The organism is Brevibacillus sp. 7WMA2, assembly GCF_010748895.1.
GTDB classification, from domain to species: Bacteria; Bacillota; Bacilli; order Brevibacillales; family Brevibacillaceae; genus Brevibacillus_B; species Brevibacillus_B halotolerans.
The window spans coordinates 3,792,958-3,812,500 of record NZ_CP048799.1; the positions used below are offsets into that span (position 1 = coordinate 3,792,958).

Annotated in this window: 17 protein-coding genes (1 of these 17 cut by a window edge); 9 read left to right on the forward strand and 8 right to left on the reverse strand. The window is 41.6% G+C overall.

What is annotated here, in order from left to right; translation table 11 throughout:
* Positions 1–9: 9 nt before the first annotated feature.
* Complete coding sequence (gene remB / locus GOP56_RS15935) at positions 10–303, forward strand: extracellular matrix regulator RemB (protein WP_004432976.1); 294 nt, start codon at positions 10–12, stop codon at positions 301–303.
* The gene (gene gyrB, locus GOP56_RS15940) at positions 303–2,225 is read left to right on the forward strand and encodes a DNA topoisomerase (ATP-hydrolyzing) subunit B (RefSeq protein ID WP_121473178.1); all 1,923 of its coding nucleotides are present in this window, start codon (positions 303–305) and stop codon (positions 2,223–2,225) included. The genes remB and gyrB overlap by 1 nt, the downstream gene beginning before the upstream one ends.
* A 209-nt stretch (positions 2,226–2,434) precedes the next feature.
* Here the strand turns inward: gyrB and GOP56_RS15945 are convergent, their stop codons facing one another.
* Entirely contained in the window at positions 2,435–3,277 is an 843-nt protein-coding gene (locus GOP56_RS15945; RefSeq protein WP_003333976.1) for a helix-turn-helix transcriptional regulator, read from the reverse strand.
* Positions 3,278–3,423: 146 nt separating this feature from the next.
* Between GOP56_RS15945 and fabF the strand changes: the two genes are divergently transcribed.
* The 5 genes from fabF (at position 3,424) to GOP56_RS15970 (ending at position 9,407) form a co-directional block, all read left to right on the forward strand.
* Positions 3,424–4,671: a beta-ketoacyl-ACP synthase II gene (gene fabF / locus GOP56_RS15950; protein ID WP_163246042.1), complete on the forward strand. Its 1,248-nt coding sequence runs from the start codon at positions 3,424–3,426 to the stop codon at positions 4,669–4,671.
* A 177-nt stretch (positions 4,672–4,848) separates the two neighbouring features.
* The gene (trpS, locus tag GOP56_RS15955) at positions 4,849–5,838 is read left to right on the forward strand and encodes a tryptophan--tRNA ligase (RefSeq protein ID WP_163246043.1); all 990 of its coding nucleotides are present in this window, start codon (positions 4,849–4,851) and stop codon (positions 5,836–5,838) included.
* A 350-nt stretch (positions 5,839–6,188) separates the two neighbouring features.
* A complete protein-coding gene (locus GOP56_RS15960) occupies positions 6,189–6,713 on the forward strand; it encodes a transglycosylase SLT domain-containing protein (protein WP_163246044.1) in 525 nt (174 codons plus the stop codon).
* A gap of 23 nt (positions 6,714–6,736) precedes the next feature.
* A complete protein-coding gene (locus GOP56_RS15965; protein WP_003333972.1) occupies positions 6,737–7,504 on the forward strand; it encodes an ABC transporter ATP-binding protein in 768 nt (255 codons plus the stop codon).
* Positions 7,491–9,407 carry an ABC transporter permease gene (locus GOP56_RS15970; protein ID WP_163246045.1) on the forward strand — a complete coding sequence of 639 codons (1,917 nt, stop codon included), beginning with the start codon at positions 7,491–7,493 and terminating at the stop codon, positions 9,405–9,407. Before GOP56_RS15965 ends, GOP56_RS15970 begins: the two co-directional genes overlap by 14 nt.
* A 96-nt stretch (positions 9,408–9,503) precedes the next feature.
* Here the strand turns inward: GOP56_RS15970 and bioC are convergent, their stop codons facing one another.
* Genes bioC through bioA form a run of 6 tightly spaced genes read right to left on the reverse strand, consistent with a single transcriptional unit; the run spans position 9,504 to position 15,410 of the window.
* Positions 9,504–10,325 carry a malonyl-ACP O-methyltransferase BioC gene (bioC, locus tag GOP56_RS15975; RefSeq protein WP_163246046.1) on the reverse strand — a complete coding sequence of 274 codons (822 nt, stop codon included), beginning with the start codon at positions 10,323–10,325 and terminating at the stop codon, positions 9,504–9,506.
* Complete coding sequence (locus GOP56_RS15980; RefSeq protein WP_163246047.1) at positions 10,315–11,046, reverse strand: alpha/beta fold hydrolase; 732 nt, start codon at positions 11,044–11,046, stop codon at positions 10,315–10,317. The genes bioC and GOP56_RS15980 overlap by 11 nt, the downstream gene beginning before the upstream one ends.
* Positions 11,043–12,257, reverse strand: coding sequence for an 8-amino-7-oxononanoate synthase (gene bioF, locus GOP56_RS15985; RefSeq protein WP_254068740.1), 1,215 nt, complete (start codon positions 12,255–12,257; stop codon positions 11,043–11,045). Before bioF ends, GOP56_RS15980 begins: the two co-directional genes overlap by 4 nt.
* Positions 12,226–13,251: a biotin synthase BioB gene (gene bioB / locus GOP56_RS15990; protein WP_163246048.1), complete on the reverse strand. Its 1,026-nt coding sequence runs from the start codon at positions 13,249–13,251 to the stop codon at positions 12,226–12,228. The genes bioF and bioB overlap by 32 nt, the downstream gene beginning before the upstream one ends.
* 51 nt (positions 13,252–13,302) lie before the next feature.
* Entirely contained in the window at positions 13,303–14,013 is a 711-nt protein-coding gene (gene bioD / locus GOP56_RS15995) for a dethiobiotin synthase (RefSeq protein WP_163246049.1), read from the reverse strand.
* Complete coding sequence (bioA, locus tag GOP56_RS16000) at positions 14,010–15,410, reverse strand: adenosylmethionine--8-amino-7-oxononanoate transaminase (protein ID WP_371807973.1); 1,401 nt, start codon at positions 15,408–15,410, stop codon at positions 14,010–14,012. Before bioA ends, bioD begins: the two co-directional genes overlap by 4 nt.
* Positions 15,411–15,588: 178 nt before the next feature.
* Here bioA and GOP56_RS16005 point away from each other — a divergent pair, with 178 nt between their 5' ends.
* Complete coding sequence (locus GOP56_RS16005) at positions 15,589–16,539, forward strand: L-lactate dehydrogenase (protein WP_003333963.1); 951 nt, start codon at positions 15,589–15,591, stop codon at positions 16,537–16,539.
* A gap of 112 nt (positions 16,540–16,651) precedes the next feature.
* Here GOP56_RS16005 and GOP56_RS16010 read toward each other — a convergent pair whose 3' ends face one another.
* A complete protein-coding gene (locus GOP56_RS16010; protein WP_163246051.1) occupies positions 16,652–17,377 on the reverse strand; it encodes an N-acetylmuramoyl-L-alanine amidase family protein in 726 nt (241 codons plus the stop codon).
* A 221-nt stretch (positions 17,378–17,598) separates the two neighbouring features.
* On the opposite strand from GOP56_RS16010, the gene gyrA reads away from it, so the two are divergent.
* A protein-coding gene (gene gyrA, locus GOP56_RS16015) for a DNA gyrase subunit A (RefSeq protein ID WP_163246052.1) crosses the window boundary here: on the forward strand, positions 17,599–19,543 show its 5' portion. The gene runs 602 nt beyond the window's last position; the window shows 1,945 of its 2,547 coding nt (coding positions 1–1,945); its start codon is at positions 17,599–17,601; the stop codon falls past the right edge of the window.

Consider the following 19,543-nt stretch of genomic DNA (forward strand, 5'->3'; position numbering starts at 1 on the left):
GTGAAGTGTATGTTTCTGCACGTGGGAGGAGATACGGTTGTTAGTATGAAGGAGGTTATCTCTATCATCGATCATCAAACGGTCAAGCACTCGAAGATATCCCTCACATTTATGGGAGATCAGAAGAAAGAAAAACGCATGATTGATCAGCAGTCGGAAGAGATTAAATCCTACGTAATTACGGATCGTGCTATTTACTGTTCGCCCATTTCTTCGCTTACCTTGAAAAAACGTGCGCAGTTTATACAGCACAGTGAGCTGTTTCCCTCTGTACAAACTGATAGTAAGGAGTTGACTGAGTAGTGGATGTAACAACTAAAGATCAAAACTATGATGCTAGTCAGATACAGGTACTGGAAGGGTTAGAAGCGGTACGTAAACGCCCAGGTATGTACATTGGCTCTACTAGCAGTCGAGGTCTACATCACTTGGTATGGGAGATCGTAGACAACTCTATCGACGAATCACTGGCAGGTTATTGTACGGAAATTAACGTATTGATTCATAAAGATAATACGATCACCGTTATTGATAATGGGCGTGGTATTCCTACAGGGATTCATGAAAAAACGGGGAAATCCACAGTAGAAACAGTTCTTACCGTTCTACATGCCGGAGGTAAATTCGGCGGTGGCGGATATAAGGTTTCTGGGGGATTGCACGGGGTAGGTAGCTCTGTTGTTAATGCTCTTTCAGAATGGATGACTGTTACTGTTAAACAAAACGGAAATATTTATTCCATGCGCTTTCATGTTGGTGCGCCGGAGGAAGAACTGAAAATCACTGGTGAAACAGATACAACTGGTACCACCATTACCTTTAAACCAGATCCAACTATCTTTACGGAAACAACCGTATATGAATATGAATTGCTACAAAAGCGGATACGTGAATTAGCTTTCCTAAATAAAGGCTTGCGGATTACGTTAGAGGATCAACGTGAGGGTCAAGAACGCCGTGATGATTTTTATTACGAGGGCGGAATTAAATCCTACGTGGAGTTTCTGAATAAAAACCGTGAAAGCCTGCATGATGAAGTGATCTACTGTGAAGGCGAAAAAGATGGATTGCAGGTAGAGGTAGCCATTCAATACAATGATAGCTATGTAAGCAATATCTATTCTTTCGCCAATAATATTAATACGCATGAGGGTGGAACACACGAGGCTGGTTTTAAAGCAGGCTTAACTCGCGTAATTAATGATTACAGTCGTAAATTTAATTTCTTGAAGGAAAAAGATCAAAACTTGTCTGGTGATGATGTACGTGAGGGAATTACAGCGATTATTTCCGTTAAGATTCCTGAACCGCAGTTTGAAGGACAAACCAAAACCAAGCTAGGGAACTCTGAAGCTCGTAGCATCACAGAATCGGTCTTTGTTGAGCGATTCCAGGAATTTATGGAACAGAACCCTGCTGTAGCCAAAAAGGTTGTAGAGAAGTCCCTGATGGCTGCTAGAGCGCGTGAAGCGGCTCGTAAGGCACGTGAGCTGACTCGCCGTAAAAATGCCTTGGAAGTAAGTGCCCTGCCGGGTAAGCTAGCGGATTGTTCCTCTAAGGATGCAGCCGAGAGCGAATTGTTTATTGTAGAGGGTGACTCTGCGGGTGGTTCTGCCAAAATGGGACGCGATCGTCATTTCCAGGCGATCTTACCGTTGCGTGGTAAAGTATTGAACGTAGAGAAATCCCGACTAGATAAAATTTTAGGTAACAACGAGATTCGGACGATCATCACTGCACTTGGAACCGGTATTGGTGAGGATTTTGATATCAGCAAAGCGCGTTATCATAAAATCGTCATCATGACAGATGCCGACGTCGATGGTGCTCACATCCGTACGCTCTTGTTAACCTTCTTCTATCGCTATATGCGTCAACTAATTGAAGCTGGATTTGTGTATATTGCACAGCCGCCGCTCTTTAGTATTAAGCAAGGAAAAACGATTCAGTATGCCTTTAATGATCGTCAACGCGACCAAATCTTAAGCCAGCTAAAAGAGACTCCTAAGCCTAACATTCAGCGTTACAAAGGGCTAGGGGAAATGAATGCAGAGCAATTGTGGGAAACAACAATGGACCCTTCCGTTCGTACTTTGCTACAGGTAGAACTAGAAGATGCTATTGATGCAGATATGGTCTTCCAAACTCTAATGGGTGATGAAGTAGAGCCGCGTCGTGACTTTATTGAAAGCTACTCTCGTAACGTACGCAATTTGGATATTTAAGGTGGGCTCCGACTATCTCGGAGTGAAGCACCAGAATTCAAATTCATTCAATAAGAAGACAAAAAGCTTGTCCTTTACGGGGCAAGCTTTTTTTTTGCAGGAAAAAGGAATTTGATCCATCTCTATTTGCTTTTGTACTTATTGGTTAAGCTTCCCCTTTTCCCGATTATTTACCCTTAAGCATGGTGTTCTCATTATTTGATACGGTTTTATAGCACTTCCTCCATCAGCTTCCTTAACTTAGCTTCCGTCGTAGACTGTGGCACAGGGGTGTAAATACTACAGCGTAAGTCCCCACTGCCCTGAACCTGCAAGGAGGTAAGATGGAATAACATCTTTCCCGCTTTAGCATGTCTAAATTCAATGTAAACCTCTGGCGCAGAGCTGACCTCGCTCTGTTCCCACAACCGCTGAAAATCAGGATGGACGGTTTTCATTTTCTCTACGAATTGACTATACCATTCATCCTCGACATATTGCCCATAAGAGGCCCGGAAGATAGCTAAAAAGCCACTAGCAAAATGCTCCCAATTAACAGCTAACCGTTGCAATTCCTTTCTGGTAAATATCAGGCCTAGTAGGTTACGCTCCTCGTAGGGAATCTGGTTAAAATCCAAAAATACATGGGAAGCTGCTGCATTCCAGCCCAAAATATGACTTCTGCTGTTCGAGACGATCGTGGGGCAAAAACGCAGCTCTTGTAAAATTTTTTGTAAAGAAGGCGGAATTTCCGTTATTTCCCCCGTATTTTTTGAGATAACGGGTCCAGCTCCAAGTGCTAACGAATGTAGGTATTTCTGCTCATCCACTGTTAGCTGTAAGGCAGTAGCGATAGCATCGACTACGGATTTGGAAACGGTGATGTCACGTCCTTGCTCCAGCCAGGTGTACCAGGTGGTGCTAACGCCAGCTAGCTGGGCTACTTCTTCTCTGCGTAACCCTGGCGTTCTTCTGCGGACACCTGCGACGAGGCCAACTGACTCGGGAGAAATCTTTGCTCTTTGATTTTTTAAAAAGGTAGAAAGTGCTTGAAGTCGGGCATTTTTATTCATTCTATGAACCCTCCTTACTGTTTTGTTTATACTGGTACTAATTATACTAGGATAAATAACAACTTGTAATAGGATAGAGGCTTTGCCAAGATAGAAAGTAAGAAGAAACTGAAACATTTCCAAATATGCAAGTAAGGAGAGTGCCTATGGAAAGAGTAGTAATTACTGGTATGGGTGTTGTATCACCAATGGGAAATCAAGTAGAGAGCTTTTGGAGTAATTTAGTACAAGGTACATCCGGAATTTCATATATAGATACATTTGATACTAGCAAGTATAAAACCAAGTTTGCTGGGGTAGTTAAGGACTTTGATGCAGATTCCATTTTTGGACGTAAAGAGGCACGGCGCATGGATCGCTTCAGTCAGTTTGCTTTGGTAGCTGCAGAGCAGGCCCTAATAGATTCTGGCCTTGTACTTTATGAAATTGATTTAGAGCGTTTAGGCGTATATGTTGGATCTGGCATTGGTGGCATTCAAACCATGATGGGACAAGAGCAAATACGAAAGGAGAGAGGCCCAGACCGTGTGAGTCCATTATTAGTTCCTATGATGATTGCCAATATGGCGTCCTCTATGATTAGCATTAAATATGGAGCGATGGGGCCAAGTATGTCTCCTGTAACAGCTTGTTCAATCGGAAATACAGCAATTGGCGAAGCGATGCGCCTGATCAAATCTGGTGGCGCTGATGTAGTTTTTGCGGGAGGGACAGAAGCGGCGATTACAGAATTAGCTGTCGCTAGTTTTGGAAATGCAACGGCACTATCTACCCGAAATGATCAGCCAGAATTGGCAAGCAGGCCATTTGATGCTGATCGTGATGGGTTTGTTATGGCTGAAGGGGCAGGTATCCTGATTCTTGAATCCTTAGCGCATGCGAAAAAAAGAAAGGCTCGCATTTATGCTGAGGTGTTGGGCTATGGAGCAAGCTCGGACGCGTATCATATTGTAGCTACTCATCCAGAAGGAAAAGGTGCTTATCAGGCTATGAAGCTAGCTTTACAAGAGGCTGGAGTACAACCGGAGCAGGTCGATGTGATTAGCGCACACGCTACCAGTACCGAGGTTGGGGATCGATCAGAAACAGCGGCAATCAAACGACTTTTTGGAGAAAAAGCATATCAAATTCCTGTGACAGCAAATAAATCCATGACCGGACACATGCTAGGGGCAGCCAGTGCTGTTGAGGCTATCGCCTTGGTAAAGACTCTGCAAGAAGGAATTATCCCACCTACCATTAACCAGGATAACCAAGACCCTATTTGTGACTTAGACTATGTTCCGAATAAAGCTCGCAAGGCAGAAATGAGAATAGGAATGTCCAATTCCTTTGGATTTGGTGGACATAATGCAGTTATTGTCCTTCGAGCTTGGGATTCTAACCAGTCCTAGCCTATTATCTTGGCTTGAAAGAATAAGCAGTATCTATTATTGAAATGATGCTATTTGGTGTTAAACCAAGACGCAACTATCGGAAGAAAACCCTCTCATGCTATAATTTATGTAAAGAAAAACGAAAATAAAATCAGGATAAGATTTATTTCTGTCGAAAGTAGAGAGGTGGATACATTGAAACGTTTTTTTTCAGGAGTGCAACCATCTGGTAACCTAACAATAGGTAACTATTTAGGTGCAATTAAGCAATTTGTAGAATTACAGCATGAGCCAGATGCAGAAGCCTTTTATTGCGTGGTAGATATGCATGCGATTACAGTTGCTCAAGATCCAGAAGAGCTGCGCAGACGTACACGTGAAATTGCTCAAATCTATCTAGCATGCGGTGTTGATCCTAAGCAAGCTACTGTATTTATTCAATCACATGTAAAAGAACATGCTGAGCTTGGCTGGTTATTGCAATGCGCTAGCTACATGGGCGAACTAAATCGTATGACACAATTTAAGGATAAAGCAGAAGGAAAAGCGAACGTCAATGTTGGTCTGTTTACGTATCCAGTCTTAATGGCTGCTGACATCTTATTGTATGATACGACCCACGTACCTGTAGGGAACGACCAAAAGCAACATATTGAGTTAACTCGTGATATTGCAGAACGATTTAATAATAAATATGGCGATACCTTTGTCATTCCAGAGCCAAAAATCCAAGAATTTGGGGCACGTATCATGGCTCTCGACGAACCAACGAAAAAAATGTCCAAATCAGCAGAGAGTGAAGCGAGTCGCATTGCGATTTTGGAAACCCCAGATGTATTTAAGAAAAAGATTATGCGAGCAGTAACCGATACCGAGAATTCCATTGCTTTTGATGAAACGAATAAGCCTGGTATCTCGAATTTGCTAACAATCTATAGTATGTTTGCTGATGAATCGATTGAATCGCTAGTAGAACGTTATCAGGGGCAAGGATACGGTACATTGAAAAAAGACCTAGTAGAGGTTGTAACTGAGCAGCTTAGTAAGATTCAACAACGTTTTAATGAGTATAACGACGTAGCAGAGCTGGACAAAATTCTGCGAGCTGGTGCTGAAAAAGCCAGTGTGATTGCAGAACAGACGTGCAATCGTGTAAAAGATAAAATGGGATTATTGCGTATATAACTGAAAATACAGGAGAAGAGCCATTACTCTTAATTGAGAATGGCTCTTTTTCATGTTTGTCGAAGTATGACATTTCGTGAAAGCTTGAAGGAGATAAAGTAAGTTTCACGTGAAACAATTTAATTAAAATGAAAAAAAGCAATAAAAATCGCAATTTATCCTAGTCCTCGACGACATTCGATTTTGCCTATGCGAATCCGAATCGGATTGATCTCTTACAAAAATGTAAGATTGATGAAAGCTAAACCGATGGGAATGAAATCAAGTGATTTATAAAATAAACCTATGATCGCGAAGCAATCATTCGCATTCACCTATGAGCTTATGAAAGGAAGCGAGGGTGAGACATAATGAGACAAGAACACAGAAAGAGAAGGATGGGTCTTATATCCGTTGTTTTTTTTGTTGTACTTGCTGCAATCATTGGTTCAGGTGCTAGCTTTTATAAGTATCAGACTGTGAAATACAATGTTCCTTATGAAAAAGAGATACTAGCCTATTCCAAACAATATGGCATTGATTCAGCATTACTAGCTGCTTTAATCTCTTATGAAACAAATTTTAAAAATAAAGAATACCAGCCAAACAAGTTAAATGGATTGATCCTTTTGAAAGATACTACGGCTCAGGTATTCGCTGAGATTATGGATTGGAAAGGATTCACACCAGATATGCTAGCCAACCCTGAGCATGCGATCCATATGGGGGCTTTTATGATAAGCCATTGGGAAAAGGCAGGTAAAACACAGAAAGAGATTATTCGTGCTTTTTTATTACGAAACAAAGATGGCCAGTTTAAACAAGATAGAACATTTCAAACAGCATATGAAGCGATTCAGAAAAAGTATGAGCAATACCAACGACTATTCACATAATCATTGGAAAGGGACGATATGACATGCAAAAAGTGTTGCAAGTAAAGAATGCTTCCAAAATATACGGAGGAAAGACAAATAGCTATACAGCATTAGACCATGTTAGTTTCGATGTACAGCAGGGTGAATTTGTTGGAATCATGGGACCATCAGGCGCAGGTAAAACTACGCTGCTTAATATTATTTCTACGATTGATTCGCCTACATCTGGGGAAATCCTGATTGATGGAAGTGATGTTGTCAAAATGAAGGAAGACAAGTTGGCAATGTTCCGTCGCACGAAGCTAGGCTTTATTTTTCAAGACTACAATCTGCTAGACTCGTTAACAGTACGTGAGAATATAGCACTACCATTAGCCCTGACAAAGGTAAAGGCGAAGGAAATTGATAAACGCGTAGAGGATATTGCTAAAAGATTTGGAATTGAACACATTTTAGAGCAGTATCCATACCAAATTTCCGGGGGACAAAAACAGCGTTGTGCAGCTTCTCGGGCGATTGTCACGAATCCAAGTTTGATTTTTGGAGACGAACCTACCGGAGCTCTTGATTCCAAATCCTCGGCTGACCTGTTGCAATGCTTACAGACATTAAATCAAGAGGAACAAGCGACAATTTTAATGGTTACTCATGATGCAAATGCAGGAAGCTACTGTGAACGCATTTTGTTTATTACAGACGGAAAAATTTCAATGGAATTAAAAAAGGGTACACAAACTCGAAAAGAGTTCTTCCAACGCATTATGGATGTGCTGGCTGAGCTTGGGGGTGATATGAGTGACGCTATTTAATCTCGTTTTACGCAATATGAGACGAAACATGAAAAGCTATCTGATTTATTTCGTCTCCATGATCTTTAGTATTGTTATTTACTATACGTTTATGTCCTTGCAATTTAATACGCAAATTGCTGAAGTAAGCGGTGGAGATCCATATGTAAAAAAAGCATTTGAATTTTCTAGTGGTTTGCTCTTATTGTTTGTAGCTATATTTATGGTGTATTCAAATAGCTTTTTTACTCGCAAACGGAAAAAGGAAGTTGGTCTTTATTCGTTACTTGGGGTTAGAAAAAGACAAGTTGGAATGATGCTCTTTTTTGAGAACCTCTTCCTAGGAGTTGGAGCTTTAATCGTAGGAATTATTCTGGGTGGTTTTTTATCGAAAGCTTTCTTGTCCTTACTCGTTTATCTCATGAATATTGATATGCAGGTAAACTTCGAAATTCCGTTAGAAGCAATCAAGCAAACAGCTACCGTGTTTTTTGTTCTGATTCTCTTTACATCGCTACAGGGCTATATATTAATTTACCGTTTTAAATTAATTGAGCTATTCCGTGCTGAACAGGAAGGAGAAACCGTTCCAAAGGGTTCAGTTATTCTAGCACTCTTCTCTGTATTTCTGATTGGTTCTGCCTATTTCCTAGCGGCGACCTTCATGAATTACTTTGATGTTTTAGTAGCTTTTTATATTATTGGTGGTACTGTGCTAGGAACTTATATCTTGTTCCATTACTTCATGATCTTTTACTTTAAACGGGCACGTAAAAATAAGCGGTCCTTCTACAATGGATTAAGCATGGTAAGTAAAGGTCAATTGCTATATCGCATTAAAGGAAATGCCACTGCGCTTGCTACTATTACTGTGGTAAGTACGATTACAATCTGTGCAGTTGGAACGGCAGCGACCTTCTATTTCAATGTCAATGATGCAACGGCACAGGGTAATCCGTATAGTTATTCCTATCATAAGGATGGTAAGGAGTGGAATAACGAAGTAGAAAAAGCCTTTGCAAATGCTAAGGATAAGAACCCAATCCAATTGGAAACAGAAGTACCTTATATCGTTGTAAAGACACAGGATGAGAAGAAGGCAGGCTTCTCCCTACAATATTTCACCTCCGAGGGAATGTATTTATTAGGTCAATCGAAATATAATGAATTGGCTAAAGCTATGAATCGGGAGTCTGTAGAGGTTAAACCCGGTGAAATGGTAATAATGGACGGTTTTTACGACAAAATGTTTCAAAGCGATATCCTTAACAAGCAGGTGTCTTACAAGCTAGGAGATCAAGTAAAAACCTTGACCTTAGTAGATGCTAAGAAAGTGGCAGTAAGCAATTTAGGGAAAACGACCTTTGTCGTATCTGACGCTGACTATCAAGCAGCTCAGGAGTTTGGAAAGCCTTACGTGATTAAAAACATAAATGTTGAAAATCAATATAAAGCAAGTGAGTTGTCTGCAAACCTGCATAAAGTGATGCCGGAGGGCGAGAAGCTAAAGGATTTTTATACCCAATACCAAGCTCTGATGGAAGCAACAGGGGTTATGGTTTTTATTGGTGGATTCATTGGATTAGTCTTCATGCTTGCGACAGGCTCAATCATTTATTTCAAACAACTTACAGAAGCTCATAACGATAAGAAATACTATACAATTCTACACAAGATTGGTGCTACGAAACGTGAGAGCAAAGAGGCCATTAGTAAACAGATAGCTTTTATTTTTGGAGGACCGCTTCTCTTGGGAATTAGTCATAGCTTGTTTGCACTTAATACGATGTCGGCAATGTTTAAAGTGAACATCTTGACGCCTGTATTGGTGAGTATGGGAGTGTATCTGGTTATCTATGTTGGATACTACTTTATGACTGTTCGTTCCTACAGTAAAATTGTCTTGGATCACAATAATTCGTAACAATAAGCTATTTTTCATGCGAAAAGCAGAACTTCAGGGGGATGATCCTGAGGTTCTGCTTTTTTACTTGTATGCCGAATATGATAGTGTTGCGTATTATTTTTTAGCCGTAAATAAGAAAATCTCATAGGTAGCCGGTATCCCCTGGTCCTTTTGAAACGTATCTTTGTAATAATTCATCATCGGTAATAGAAATCGTCTATCTCCTAAGCCATGCGTAGGGGAAGAAACAGTAGCCCCTATTTCTTTAATAGAGCGTAAAAAATCAAGAACGGTGGAGTAATAAAGTGTATTGGAATAAGCGTGGACCTTTATATTTTGAAAACCAGCGTTCTTTAAAAAAGAAGTCCATGCGGAACAACTTTCAAAACGAAGAATATGCCGGCGAGCTTTTTCTCCCAGATTAGCATACGTTGCAGCATAGGAATCGTGTAGCTCATGGAAAGTAAGAGGACCGAATGTTGAGAATAACAGATGTCCCTCAGGCTGCAAAATTCTGTGCAAGAAAGAGAGGGTTTTCTGTGGATAGTGGAGCCACTGAAAGCAAGCATTCGATAGAATCAGGTCATGGCTTGATTCAGGTGCAGTCTTAGCCCATTCTTCAATATCAGCACATATGAATTGAAGAGCTGTTGGAATCATGAATTGCTGGCTTTCTCGAATGGCTTGCTCTGTTTGCTTTAGCATTTTATCTGCCAGATCGAGAGCAGTATAGCTTCGTAGCGAGGGGGAGTGAGCCAGCATTTTCTGAGTGAGATACCCTGTTCCACAACCAATTTCAAGTGCTTGGGAGAAGGAAAATTCACTTTGAAACGATTGAAGGAGTTGATCGGCCATCTGCTTTTGCACAATTGCATGCTGGTTATAGGAGCTGGCTTTTCGATTAAATCGCTGTTGGATGTGCAGTTTATTTGGCACGAAGAAACCTCCTTATTTCGTTATTTAGATAAGAAGAATCTGCTATAAATGGATAATGACCTTGGTAGTCAGGGGAAAGAGTTGTAGCATTTGGTAAAGACTCTGCTAGTTCCAGTCCTGCTGCATAGGGAATAACCGGGTCATGCAAGGAATGGAAGAGTAGACAAGGACAATGTATGTCAGCTAAAAGTGGACGGCAGTCTGCTGAGAGTAAAATTTCAAGCCCAGCTACCAAAGCTTCTTCTGTCCAATTACATTGCTGAAGCAAGATACGGCTTTTTTCAAGGGCAAGCCTTTTCTCTGATGAGGGAAACATGCTTTGATAAAAGCGTTCTAGCACCTCATGTCGATTTTTTCTAACCAATCGTTTCATACGAACAAGAGAAGTCGCTGGCCAGCCTAGCTGGTTCTCTGTTTGATGACGGACAAAACGCGCTGTGGTATTTATGAGGACAAGACTTTGGACAGGGAAGGTATTAGCTAGATGCTGTGCTAACATTCCGCCTAATGACCAGCCAACAACTGAGACAGGAGAAGAGCGTTTTCGTTGATTTCCAAAATAGGCTTCTTCCACCTTTTGATAAAAAGCAGAGGGAGAGTCCGAGTGAGAGAAGTCGACAGAAACATGATGATACTCGGGTAAGCTTTGTTGCCAGTTATTCCAGATGAAAGACGGCATTCCCCAACCTGGTACCCAAAGAATCGTTTCATTGGTTCTCATGTAATCACTCCAAGTTCTATTGCTGTCCGAATGATTTTGCCCGTTGCCCAAGCTAAATCTTCATCTGAGTGCGTTGCCATTAGGGAAAAACGGATGCGAGCTGAATTTTCGGGAACAGTTGGAGGACGTATGGCTACAGCTAAAATTCCCTCTTGCTCTAAACGCTTGCTAAATTGAATGGCTGTCTGATTATCGCCAAGCAGCAGAGGCACAATGGGAGAATCTCCGGCAGGGACATGCAAACCAGCTTGTTGTAGCTTCATGCGGAATTGTTTACTCTTTCGGTAAAGCTCCTTTCTGCGCCAATCCTCTTGTTGAACAATGGCAACAGATTGGCCAATGGCTGAGACTACAGCAGGTGGTAGCGAGGTTGAATAAATGAGCGGACGGCAGGTATGGACCAGGTAATCAATTACTACTTGATCAGCACATACATATGCCCCATATAAACCAAGAGCTTTACTGCATGTTCCCATCAGGATATCTACCTCTTGATGAACGCCGTATTGATGACATAAACCAGCACCTGATTCCCCGTAAACACCGCCTGCATGTGCTTCATCCACCATTAAAAATACATCATGATCATGTTTGATTCTTACCAGCTCTTCTACATCAGCCTTATCGCCATCCATCGAAAAGACGGTATCAGTAACAATTACATTTCGTCGGTGGTTTCCCTTATGTTTTTGCAGGAGATACTGTAGGTGCTCATAATCGTTATGACGGTAACGATAATGGTCGGCCCGGCTTAAAATCGTACCATCTACTATGCTGGCATGGTTAAGACGATCGCTATAAACAGCTCCATGACGATCTAGCAGTGCAGTGATACAGCCCAAATTAGCCATGTAGCCATTCCCAAATAACAGGGTTGCCTCCCGTTCCTTCCAACGGCTAATCATTTTCTCCGTATGGTCGTAACATGAAAAGTTACCAACGACCAAACGGGATGAGGTGCCTCCTGCTCCAAGGGATTGCGATGTCATTTCCCATGAATGTAGTATCCGAGGATCATATGATAATCCTAAGTAATTGTTAGAAGAGAGGTTCAGTAATTTTTGACCGTTTGCTACAATCCATGTTCCTTGGCTTTGAGCCACATATTCGGTTTGACGAAGACTGCGTGTAAGCCCCAAACGATGCAACTCTTCTAATTCATGCCGCAACTGGGGATATCTATTCATGTACGTGGTCGTTAGCAAATGCATTTTCTTCAATTTCAAAGCCCATGTCTGTTATCATTTGATGGTCGGCATGTATCGATTGTCCAGCAGTGGTTAAATAATCACCAACAAATACAGAATTAGCGGCGTATAATGCTAGAGGCTGTAGGTGTCCAAGGTTTAGCTCGCGCCCACCCGCGATCCGAACTTCTTTGGTCGGACAAATAAAACGGAACAAGGCGATTACTTTCAGACAAAAACGTGGTGTATTTCGTTCCATATGAGCTAATGGAGTTCCCAATATCGGATTTAAAAAATTAATGGGAATAGAATCGGCATTGATTGCCCGCAGAGTGTAAGCCATCTCTACAATTTCCTCCAGTGTTTCTCCCATCCCAATGATGACTCCTGAGCAAGGAGACATTCCGGCTGTTTTTGCATGTTCGATTGTTTCAGTCCGTTGATCGTAGGTATGAGTAGTAGTGATGGCAGCATAATTCTCTTTGCTTGTATTGATGTTGTGGTTGTAGCGATCTACCCCAGCGGCCGCTAAACGACTCGCTTGTTCTGATGTTAACAATCCTAAACAGGCACAAATTTTTAATGATGAGGCTTGTTTAATCTCTGTTACTGCATCGATTACTTGTTGTAATTCTCTCTCGGTTGGTCCACGACCAGAGGCCACGATACAATAAGTTCCCGCTTTTCGCGTGATCGCTTCCTGTGCCCCTTTTAACAGAGTTTCTTTGTCTAATATTGTGTATTTTTCAATAGGTGCTGACGAACGACTTGATTGAGAGCAATATCCGCAATCCTCCCGACAATGCCCGCTTTTCGCATTCATGATCATGTTTAACTTCACTCGTTTGGCAAAAAAGCGATAGCGTACCTGATAGGCGGCTTGCAGGATAGGCAATAATTCATCATCGGTCGCTTGTAAAACGCTTAGAGCTTCTTCCTTGGCGAGAAGCTCGCCAGCTATAGATTTTTGAGCCAAAATAGACCAATCATATGTAGAGCCAATAGCTGATGTACTCATAGCACAAATCCCCCTCAAGAGTATTACTTCATCATTTTCATAAAGCAGGAACTAATCTTGAAATTCGCGTAGAATGGGTGTTAGCTGAATATGCTTTTCTATCACTTCGATAAGTTGATTTTTAGTGATTGGCTCCGCAAGATAGGGAAACAGCCCCAGAACGGGAACTTTACCAAAATCCTCAATGTAGTCAGCATTTTTTCTGATTGCTGTCAGAGAGAGTGCGGCTTCTGTTTGATTTAGAATGACGCCTAAGATAGGAATTGCTCTTGTGCGTAGGGCTTCTATGGAGAGAAGAGTATGATTAATCGTTCCTAAGCCCCCACGCGCAACCAGTAGAACAGAGAAACCAAGCTGTTTAATGAGATCAATCCCTAGCTTTGTGTCTGTCAAGGGAGCTAATAATCCACCAGCACCTTCTACCAGCAGATTTTTATGTTTAGCAAAAAGAAGCTCGCCAGCCTGTATAATGCCAGGGAGTGTTAAGATGGTACCTTCTCGAATTGCCGCTAGGTGTGGTGTAACTGGTTCTACAAAGGACAGCGGAGCAATTTCATGTGGAGCATCCTCTAAGCCAGCCAGAGCTTTTATGCGTGAGGCGTCACTTTCTATGTCAATTGCACGCGCTCCTGATTGCACAGGCTTCCATACTCCAATGTCCAAATTTTTCTGAAGAAGTGCTGCGGCTAAACTAGCTGTAATAATGGTTTTACCTATCTCTGTATCAGTTCCCGCAATAAAAATGCCGTTGGTATGTCTCATGCTTCTCTACCCTCTGTAACTTCGACAATCGCTTGATATAAAATTTGAATCATTTCAGTTAGTTCATCGCGTGTACTTGAGAGGGGAGGCATAAATACAAGTACATTTCCGAGTGGACGTGTTAATAAGCCTAGTTCTCTACAGCGTTGGCTTACTTTTACCCCAATTCTGTCATTCCAGTGATAAGGAGTTCGCTTCTGTTTATCTACCACCAGCTCTATACCAATCATCAGACCTTTCTGGCGAATGTCGCCTACATGCTTTCTCTCTAAAAATGCAGGCCATTTTTGTTTGAGCCACTGTGCATCAGCCGCTACTTTATCTACCAGTCCTTTTGATTTAAATAGCTCTAAATTGGCAAGAGCAACAGCACAGCCTAGCGGATTCCCGGTATAGGAATGTCCATGGAAAAATGTTTTTTGTTCCTCGTAATTCGCATAAAAACCCCGATAGATTTCATCTGTTGTAAGAGTGGCCGCCAAGGGGAGATATCCGCCGGTAATCCCTTTAGCAATGACCATGATGTCAGGCGTAACGTCCTCGTGTTCACAAGCGAACATCTTACCTGTGCGCCCAAAACCAGTAGCCACCTCGTCAGCAATAAAAAGAACCTGGTGTGCAGAAGCTAGCTCAGCGATCTTTTTTAGACAACCTTCTGGCATGACAATCATGCCACTAGCACCCTGCACGATTGGCTCAACAATAATCGCAGCGACTTCACTCGATTTTTCTTGTAGCAGCTTCTCCAAAGATTGAAGTGTTTGCTCCAGTGCCGCTCCATCTTTTTCTTCCCTGTATGTATTTGGGTAAGGAATGGTATAGGGAGAGAATAACAGTGGTTTGTACACCTGATGATAAAGGGGGATTGCGCCTACACTAACGGCACCAATTGTATCGCCATGGTATGCCTGATTCATCGTAATAAAGCGGTTTTTTCCGCTGATCCCTTTATTTTGCCAATATTGAAAGGCCATTTTTAGAGCAATTTCTACACCTGTAGCCCCACAGTCTGAATAGAAAACCTTCGTAAGCCCCTCTGGGGTGATCTCGACTAGTTTTTCTGCTAATTGAATCGCTGGTACATTGGCCATACCCAGTAAGGTTGAATGGGCGATGAGTTCTAATTGTTTGGTTATTGCTTGATTTAATTCAGGTACGCAGTGCCCGTGGACATTGAGCCAGACAGAGGAAAACCCATCGTAGTATTTTTTGTTGTTCACATCGATTAATGTAACGCCCTCTCCTCGCTCGATGATTAAAGGATCATTCTCACAGTAGTCTTTCATTTGAGTAAAGGGATGCCACAAATATTTTTTATTTTTACTGGCTAATTCAGCATAGCTGGGTGTTGAAATCATGTAGGATCTCCTTTCTTCTTTTTTGTAAACTAAAATCATGATTTGGTTTACAAATATAGTTAGAAATATATCATAGCTTTTTTTTCCTGTAAATGAGTAAGGATGCACATTAAAATTTGACAAATATAACAGAATAGCTAGAAGATGAAAAATGAGAATGAATAAAGTAAGGATAGAATAGAGAAAATATTTCTATTGTGTAGTGGGAGGGAAATGTATGCTAACACGTAAGGTTTCACGGGTGGCGCTGATCGGTTCTGGGTTTGTTGGGTCCAGCTATGCTTATGCGCTATTGAATCAGGGTATTGTTAACGAGTTAGTTATTATTGACGTTAATAAGGACAAAGCAGAAGGCGATGCCATGGATTTAAGTCATGGTCTACCGTTTACTTCTCCAATGAAGATTTGGGCAGGTGACTACTCAGATTGTAAGGATGCTGATCTTGTGGTCATTACAGCAGGGGCAAATCAATTGCCTGGCGAGACACGTTTAGATTTGATTGAAAAGAATGTTAGGATTTTTAATAAGATCGTAACGAGCATCATGGAGAGTGGATTTCAGGGTATTTTTGTCGTAGCTAGTAACCCAGTAGATGTTCTGACCTATGCAACGTGGAAAATTTCAGGGTTACCTCATGAAAAAGTAATCGGCTCTGGCACATTGCTTGATACAGCACGTTTTCGTTACTTACTTAGCAGAGCTTTTGAGGTGGATTCCCGCAGTGTCCATGCTTATATCATGGGAGAGCACGGAGATACGGAATTGCCTGTTTGGAGCCAGGCCAGTATTGGAGGCAAGACGATTACAGAATGCTTAAAGCAAGGGGTAGGGCCTAACAAAGAGGAATTAGACCAGATTTTTATTAATGTCCGTGATGCGGCTTATCACATTATCGAGAAAAAGGGTGCGACATACTACGGAATTGGAATGAGCTTGGCTCGTTTAACCAAAGCGATTTTATATAATCAAAATTCGATTTTGACCATCTCCACTCTTTTACAGGGGGAGTTTGGTTTGCATGATACATATTTAGGTGTTCCGGCTGTAGTAAATCGCAGCGGTGTTCGTGAGGTTGTTGAGATCACGTTAAATGAGGAAGAAAAGGCTAAACTAAAGCATTCTGCGGACGTGTTGAAGCAGGCATTGTCTACGATCTCCTTTACGTAGCAATATCAAGGAAAAACGTAGGAAAAAGAAACTTCATAGGCTAACAAATGTAGGGGAAACGGGAAGGCTACTGATTAGCGGAGTAGCACTTTCTGTTCCCCTGTTTTTTTGCTCATTTATGTTTTTTTCTGGGTTCTTCGATCACATCCCAGGTTTCCTGGTCTTGAATTTGGTTCATAATAAGCATATATTCAGAAATAGCCTCTTGAATGGATCTAGCAATTTGTTTTTGCGTTTTTTCATTTACTAGAAAACGGCGGTCACGCGAGTTACTTAGATAGCCCATCTCTACAATAACTGTCGGACATATAGATTGCTTAAGTAGATAATAGGTCTTTCCAGGCAATGGCTCACCTTTGGTTTTATACAAGTGATCCAAATGGTGCTGGATAATATCAGCGAGAATATAGCTTTGATTATTTTTTTGATAAAGGACTAACGGGCCTCGGCTAGATTTACTATTTGACCAATTAACGTGAAGGCTAACTAGCATTTGTGGATGAATTTCCTTAGCTAAATGTCGTCTCTGAGCTAAATCACGAATATGACGTGAGGGAGAACGCAGCCATTTATTCTCATCGCTAAGAGCATAATCACCTGTGCGATTTAGCAAAACCTGATAACCTTTTATCAATAATTCTTTATACAATAGCTTGGCAATTTGCAAATTAATATCCTTTTCTAAAATTCCTTGATAAGAGGTTCCTCCATCTATGCCGCCGTGTCCCGCATCAATAATGATTTCTATTGGCATATGCTCGGAGCTAATTGCTCTGGCATCAGTAGGGAGAAGGCCCATCAACAGCAAGCCTACCAAGGCTACCTTCAACCACCGCATACACTTCTCCTCCTTAGGTTATGGAACAAGATGTACGTATCGTGTGAGAAATTTTGATATGTAAAAGTATCCCCCTACCTGCAAAAACTCATGAAGAACTTTCAGAGGGAAACAGAGGGATTTATATAATAAATCGCCTTTTCACTCTAGCCGTTTGGACGTAAATCGCACTTATATGTTATAATAAAGCGTTGTAATTTCGAGTTGGAGGGTAACCTAAAATGGCAGAACAAACATCTCGGTTTCCAAAAATTGACATTAGCCAAGAGATGCGTGACTCGTTCATTGATTACGCGATGAGTGTCATCGTTAGTCGCGCTTTACCTGATGTAAGGGACGGACTAAAGCCAGTTCATCGCCGTATCTTATATGCCATGCATGATATGGGGCTTACTCCTGATAAGGCTTTCCGTAAATCAGCAAACGTTGTCGGTCAAGTAATGGCTAAGTATCATCCTCATGGTGACACGGCAATTTATGAGACCATGGTTCGGTTGGCACAAGATTTCAATATGAGATATATGCTCGTTGAAGGCCAAGGGAACTTTGGTTCTGTGGATGGCGATCGGGCGGCAGCTATGCGTTATACTGAGTCCCGTTTTTCAAAAATTGCTTTAGAAATGCTTCGGGATATTGATAAAGATACAGTAGACTTTATACCAAACTACGATGGACATGAGGAAGAACCTACCGTTCTCCCTTCTCGTTTTCCCAATTTGTTAGTAAATGGTTCAGCAGGTATCGCGGTTGGGATGGCGACTAATATACCACCGCATAATCTGAGGGAGGTCATTGATGGTGTTAGTGCCATGATTGATAATCCTGAGATTACTATTGCAGAACTGATGAAAATCATTAAGGGGCCGGATTTCCCAACAGCTGGTGAAATTTTAGGCTACTCTGGTATTCGACGTGCTTATGAAACAGGACGCGGTTCCATTATTATGCGTGCCAAAACCAATATTGAAGAGAATAATGGGAAAGCCCGCATTATTGTAACGGAAATTCCGTATCAGGTGAACAAAGCTAGACTTGTTGAAAAAATTGCAGAATTAGTACGTGAGAAAAAGATTGATGGCATAACTGATTTGCGTGATGAATCTGACCGCAAAGGAATGCGTATTGTCATTGAACTTCGTCGAGATATTGTTCCAAAAGTAGTGTTAAATAATTTGTTTAAGCATACCCAAATGCAATCAACCTTTGGGGTTAATATGCTGGCGCTTGTTAATTCACGTCCCAAAACATTGAATTTACGCGAAATGATCTACCATTACTTGGAGCATCAACGCGTCATTGTTCGTAGACGCACTGAATATGAATTGCGTCAGGCTGAAGCGCGTGCGCATATCTTAGAAGGATTACGCATTGCACTTGATCATATTGACGAGATCATCAGTCTCATTCGTGCATCTCGCATGGCAGAAGAAGCGCGCAATGCTTTGATCGAGCGATTTGGGTTGAGTCATGAACAGGCTCAAGCGATTTTGGACATGCGTCTCCAACGCCTTACTGGTCTGGAACGCGAAAAAATTGAAGCGGAATATCAAGAGCTTTTAATTAAGATTGCTGAATTAAAATCCATTCTTGCTGATGATAATAAAATTTACTCGATCATTCGTGAAGAGATGAATGCCATCAAAGAGAAATTCGGAGATGACCGTCGCACGGCAATCACGATTGGCGAAGATATGATTGAGGATGCAGATCTGATTCCAGAAGAGGAAGTTGTTATTTCCTTAACTCATAGCGGTTACGTGAAACGTTTGCCAGTAACCACCTATCGCAGCCAGAAGCGCGGAGGTCGTGGTATTCAAGGAATTGGAACCAAAGACGACGATTTCGTCGAGCATCTTTGCATCACGAACTCCCACGATACGCTCTTGTTCTTTACAAGTAAGGGAAAAGTGTATCGCTTAAGAGGATTCGAAATTCCTGATTTGAGTCGTACAGCTAAAGGCACACCAATTATCAATTTGATTCAAATTGAAAAGGGTGAGACAGTCAGTGCTGTAATTCCAGTGAAGGAATTTAGAGAAGATCAGTTTATCTTCTTTGCCACTAAACAGGGTATTGTTAAGAAGACGGACTTAAAATCGTTCGAGAATATTCGACGCGGTGGTCTCTTTGCTGTAAATCTACGGGAAGATGATGAGCTGATTAATG

Bases quoted from the DNA above. Each gene is read 5' to 3' on its own strand.
- remB (WP_004432976.1), top strand. From the start codon at position 10: ATGTTTCTGCACGTGGGAGGAGATACGGTTGTTAGTATGAAGGAGGTT.
- GOP56_RS15945 (WP_003333976.1), bottom strand. From the start codon at position 3,277: ATGAATAAAAATGCCCGACTTCAAGCACTTTCTACCTTTTTAAAAAAT.
- fabF (WP_163246042.1), top strand. From the start codon at position 3,424: ATGGAAAGAGTAGTAATTACTGGTATGGGTGTTGTATCACCAATGGGA.
- GOP56_RS15960 (WP_163246044.1), top strand. From the start codon at position 6,189: ATGAGACAAGAACACAGAAAGAGAAGGATGGGTCTTATATCCGTTGTT.
- GOP56_RS15965 (WP_003333972.1), top strand. From the start codon at position 6,737: ATGCAAAAAGTGTTGCAAGTAAAGAATGCTTCCAAAATATACGGAGGA.
- GOP56_RS15980 (WP_163246047.1), bottom strand. From the start codon at position 11,046: ATGAGAACCAATGAAACGATTCTTTGGGTACCAGGTTGGGGAATGCCG.
- bioF (WP_254068740.1), bottom strand. From the start codon at position 12,257: ATGCATTTGCTAACGACCACGTACATGAATAGATATCCCCAGTTGCGG.
- bioB (WP_163246048.1), bottom strand. From the start codon at position 13,251: ATGAGTACATCAGCTATTGGCTCTACATATGATTGGTCTATTTTGGCT.
- bioD (WP_163246049.1), bottom strand. From the start codon at position 14,013: ATGAGACATACCAACGGCATTTTTATTGCGGGAACTGATACAGAGATA.
- bioA (WP_371807973.1), bottom strand. From the start codon at position 15,410: ATGATTTTAGTTTACAAAAAAGAAGAAAGGAGATCCTACATGATTTCA.
- GOP56_RS16005 (WP_003333963.1), top strand. From the start codon at position 15,589: ATGCTAACACGTAAGGTTTCACGGGTGGCGCTGATCGGTTCTGGGTTT.
- GOP56_RS16010 (WP_163246051.1), bottom strand. From the start codon at position 17,377: ATGCGGTGGTTGAAGGTAGCCTTGGTAGGCTTGCTGTTGATGGGCCTT.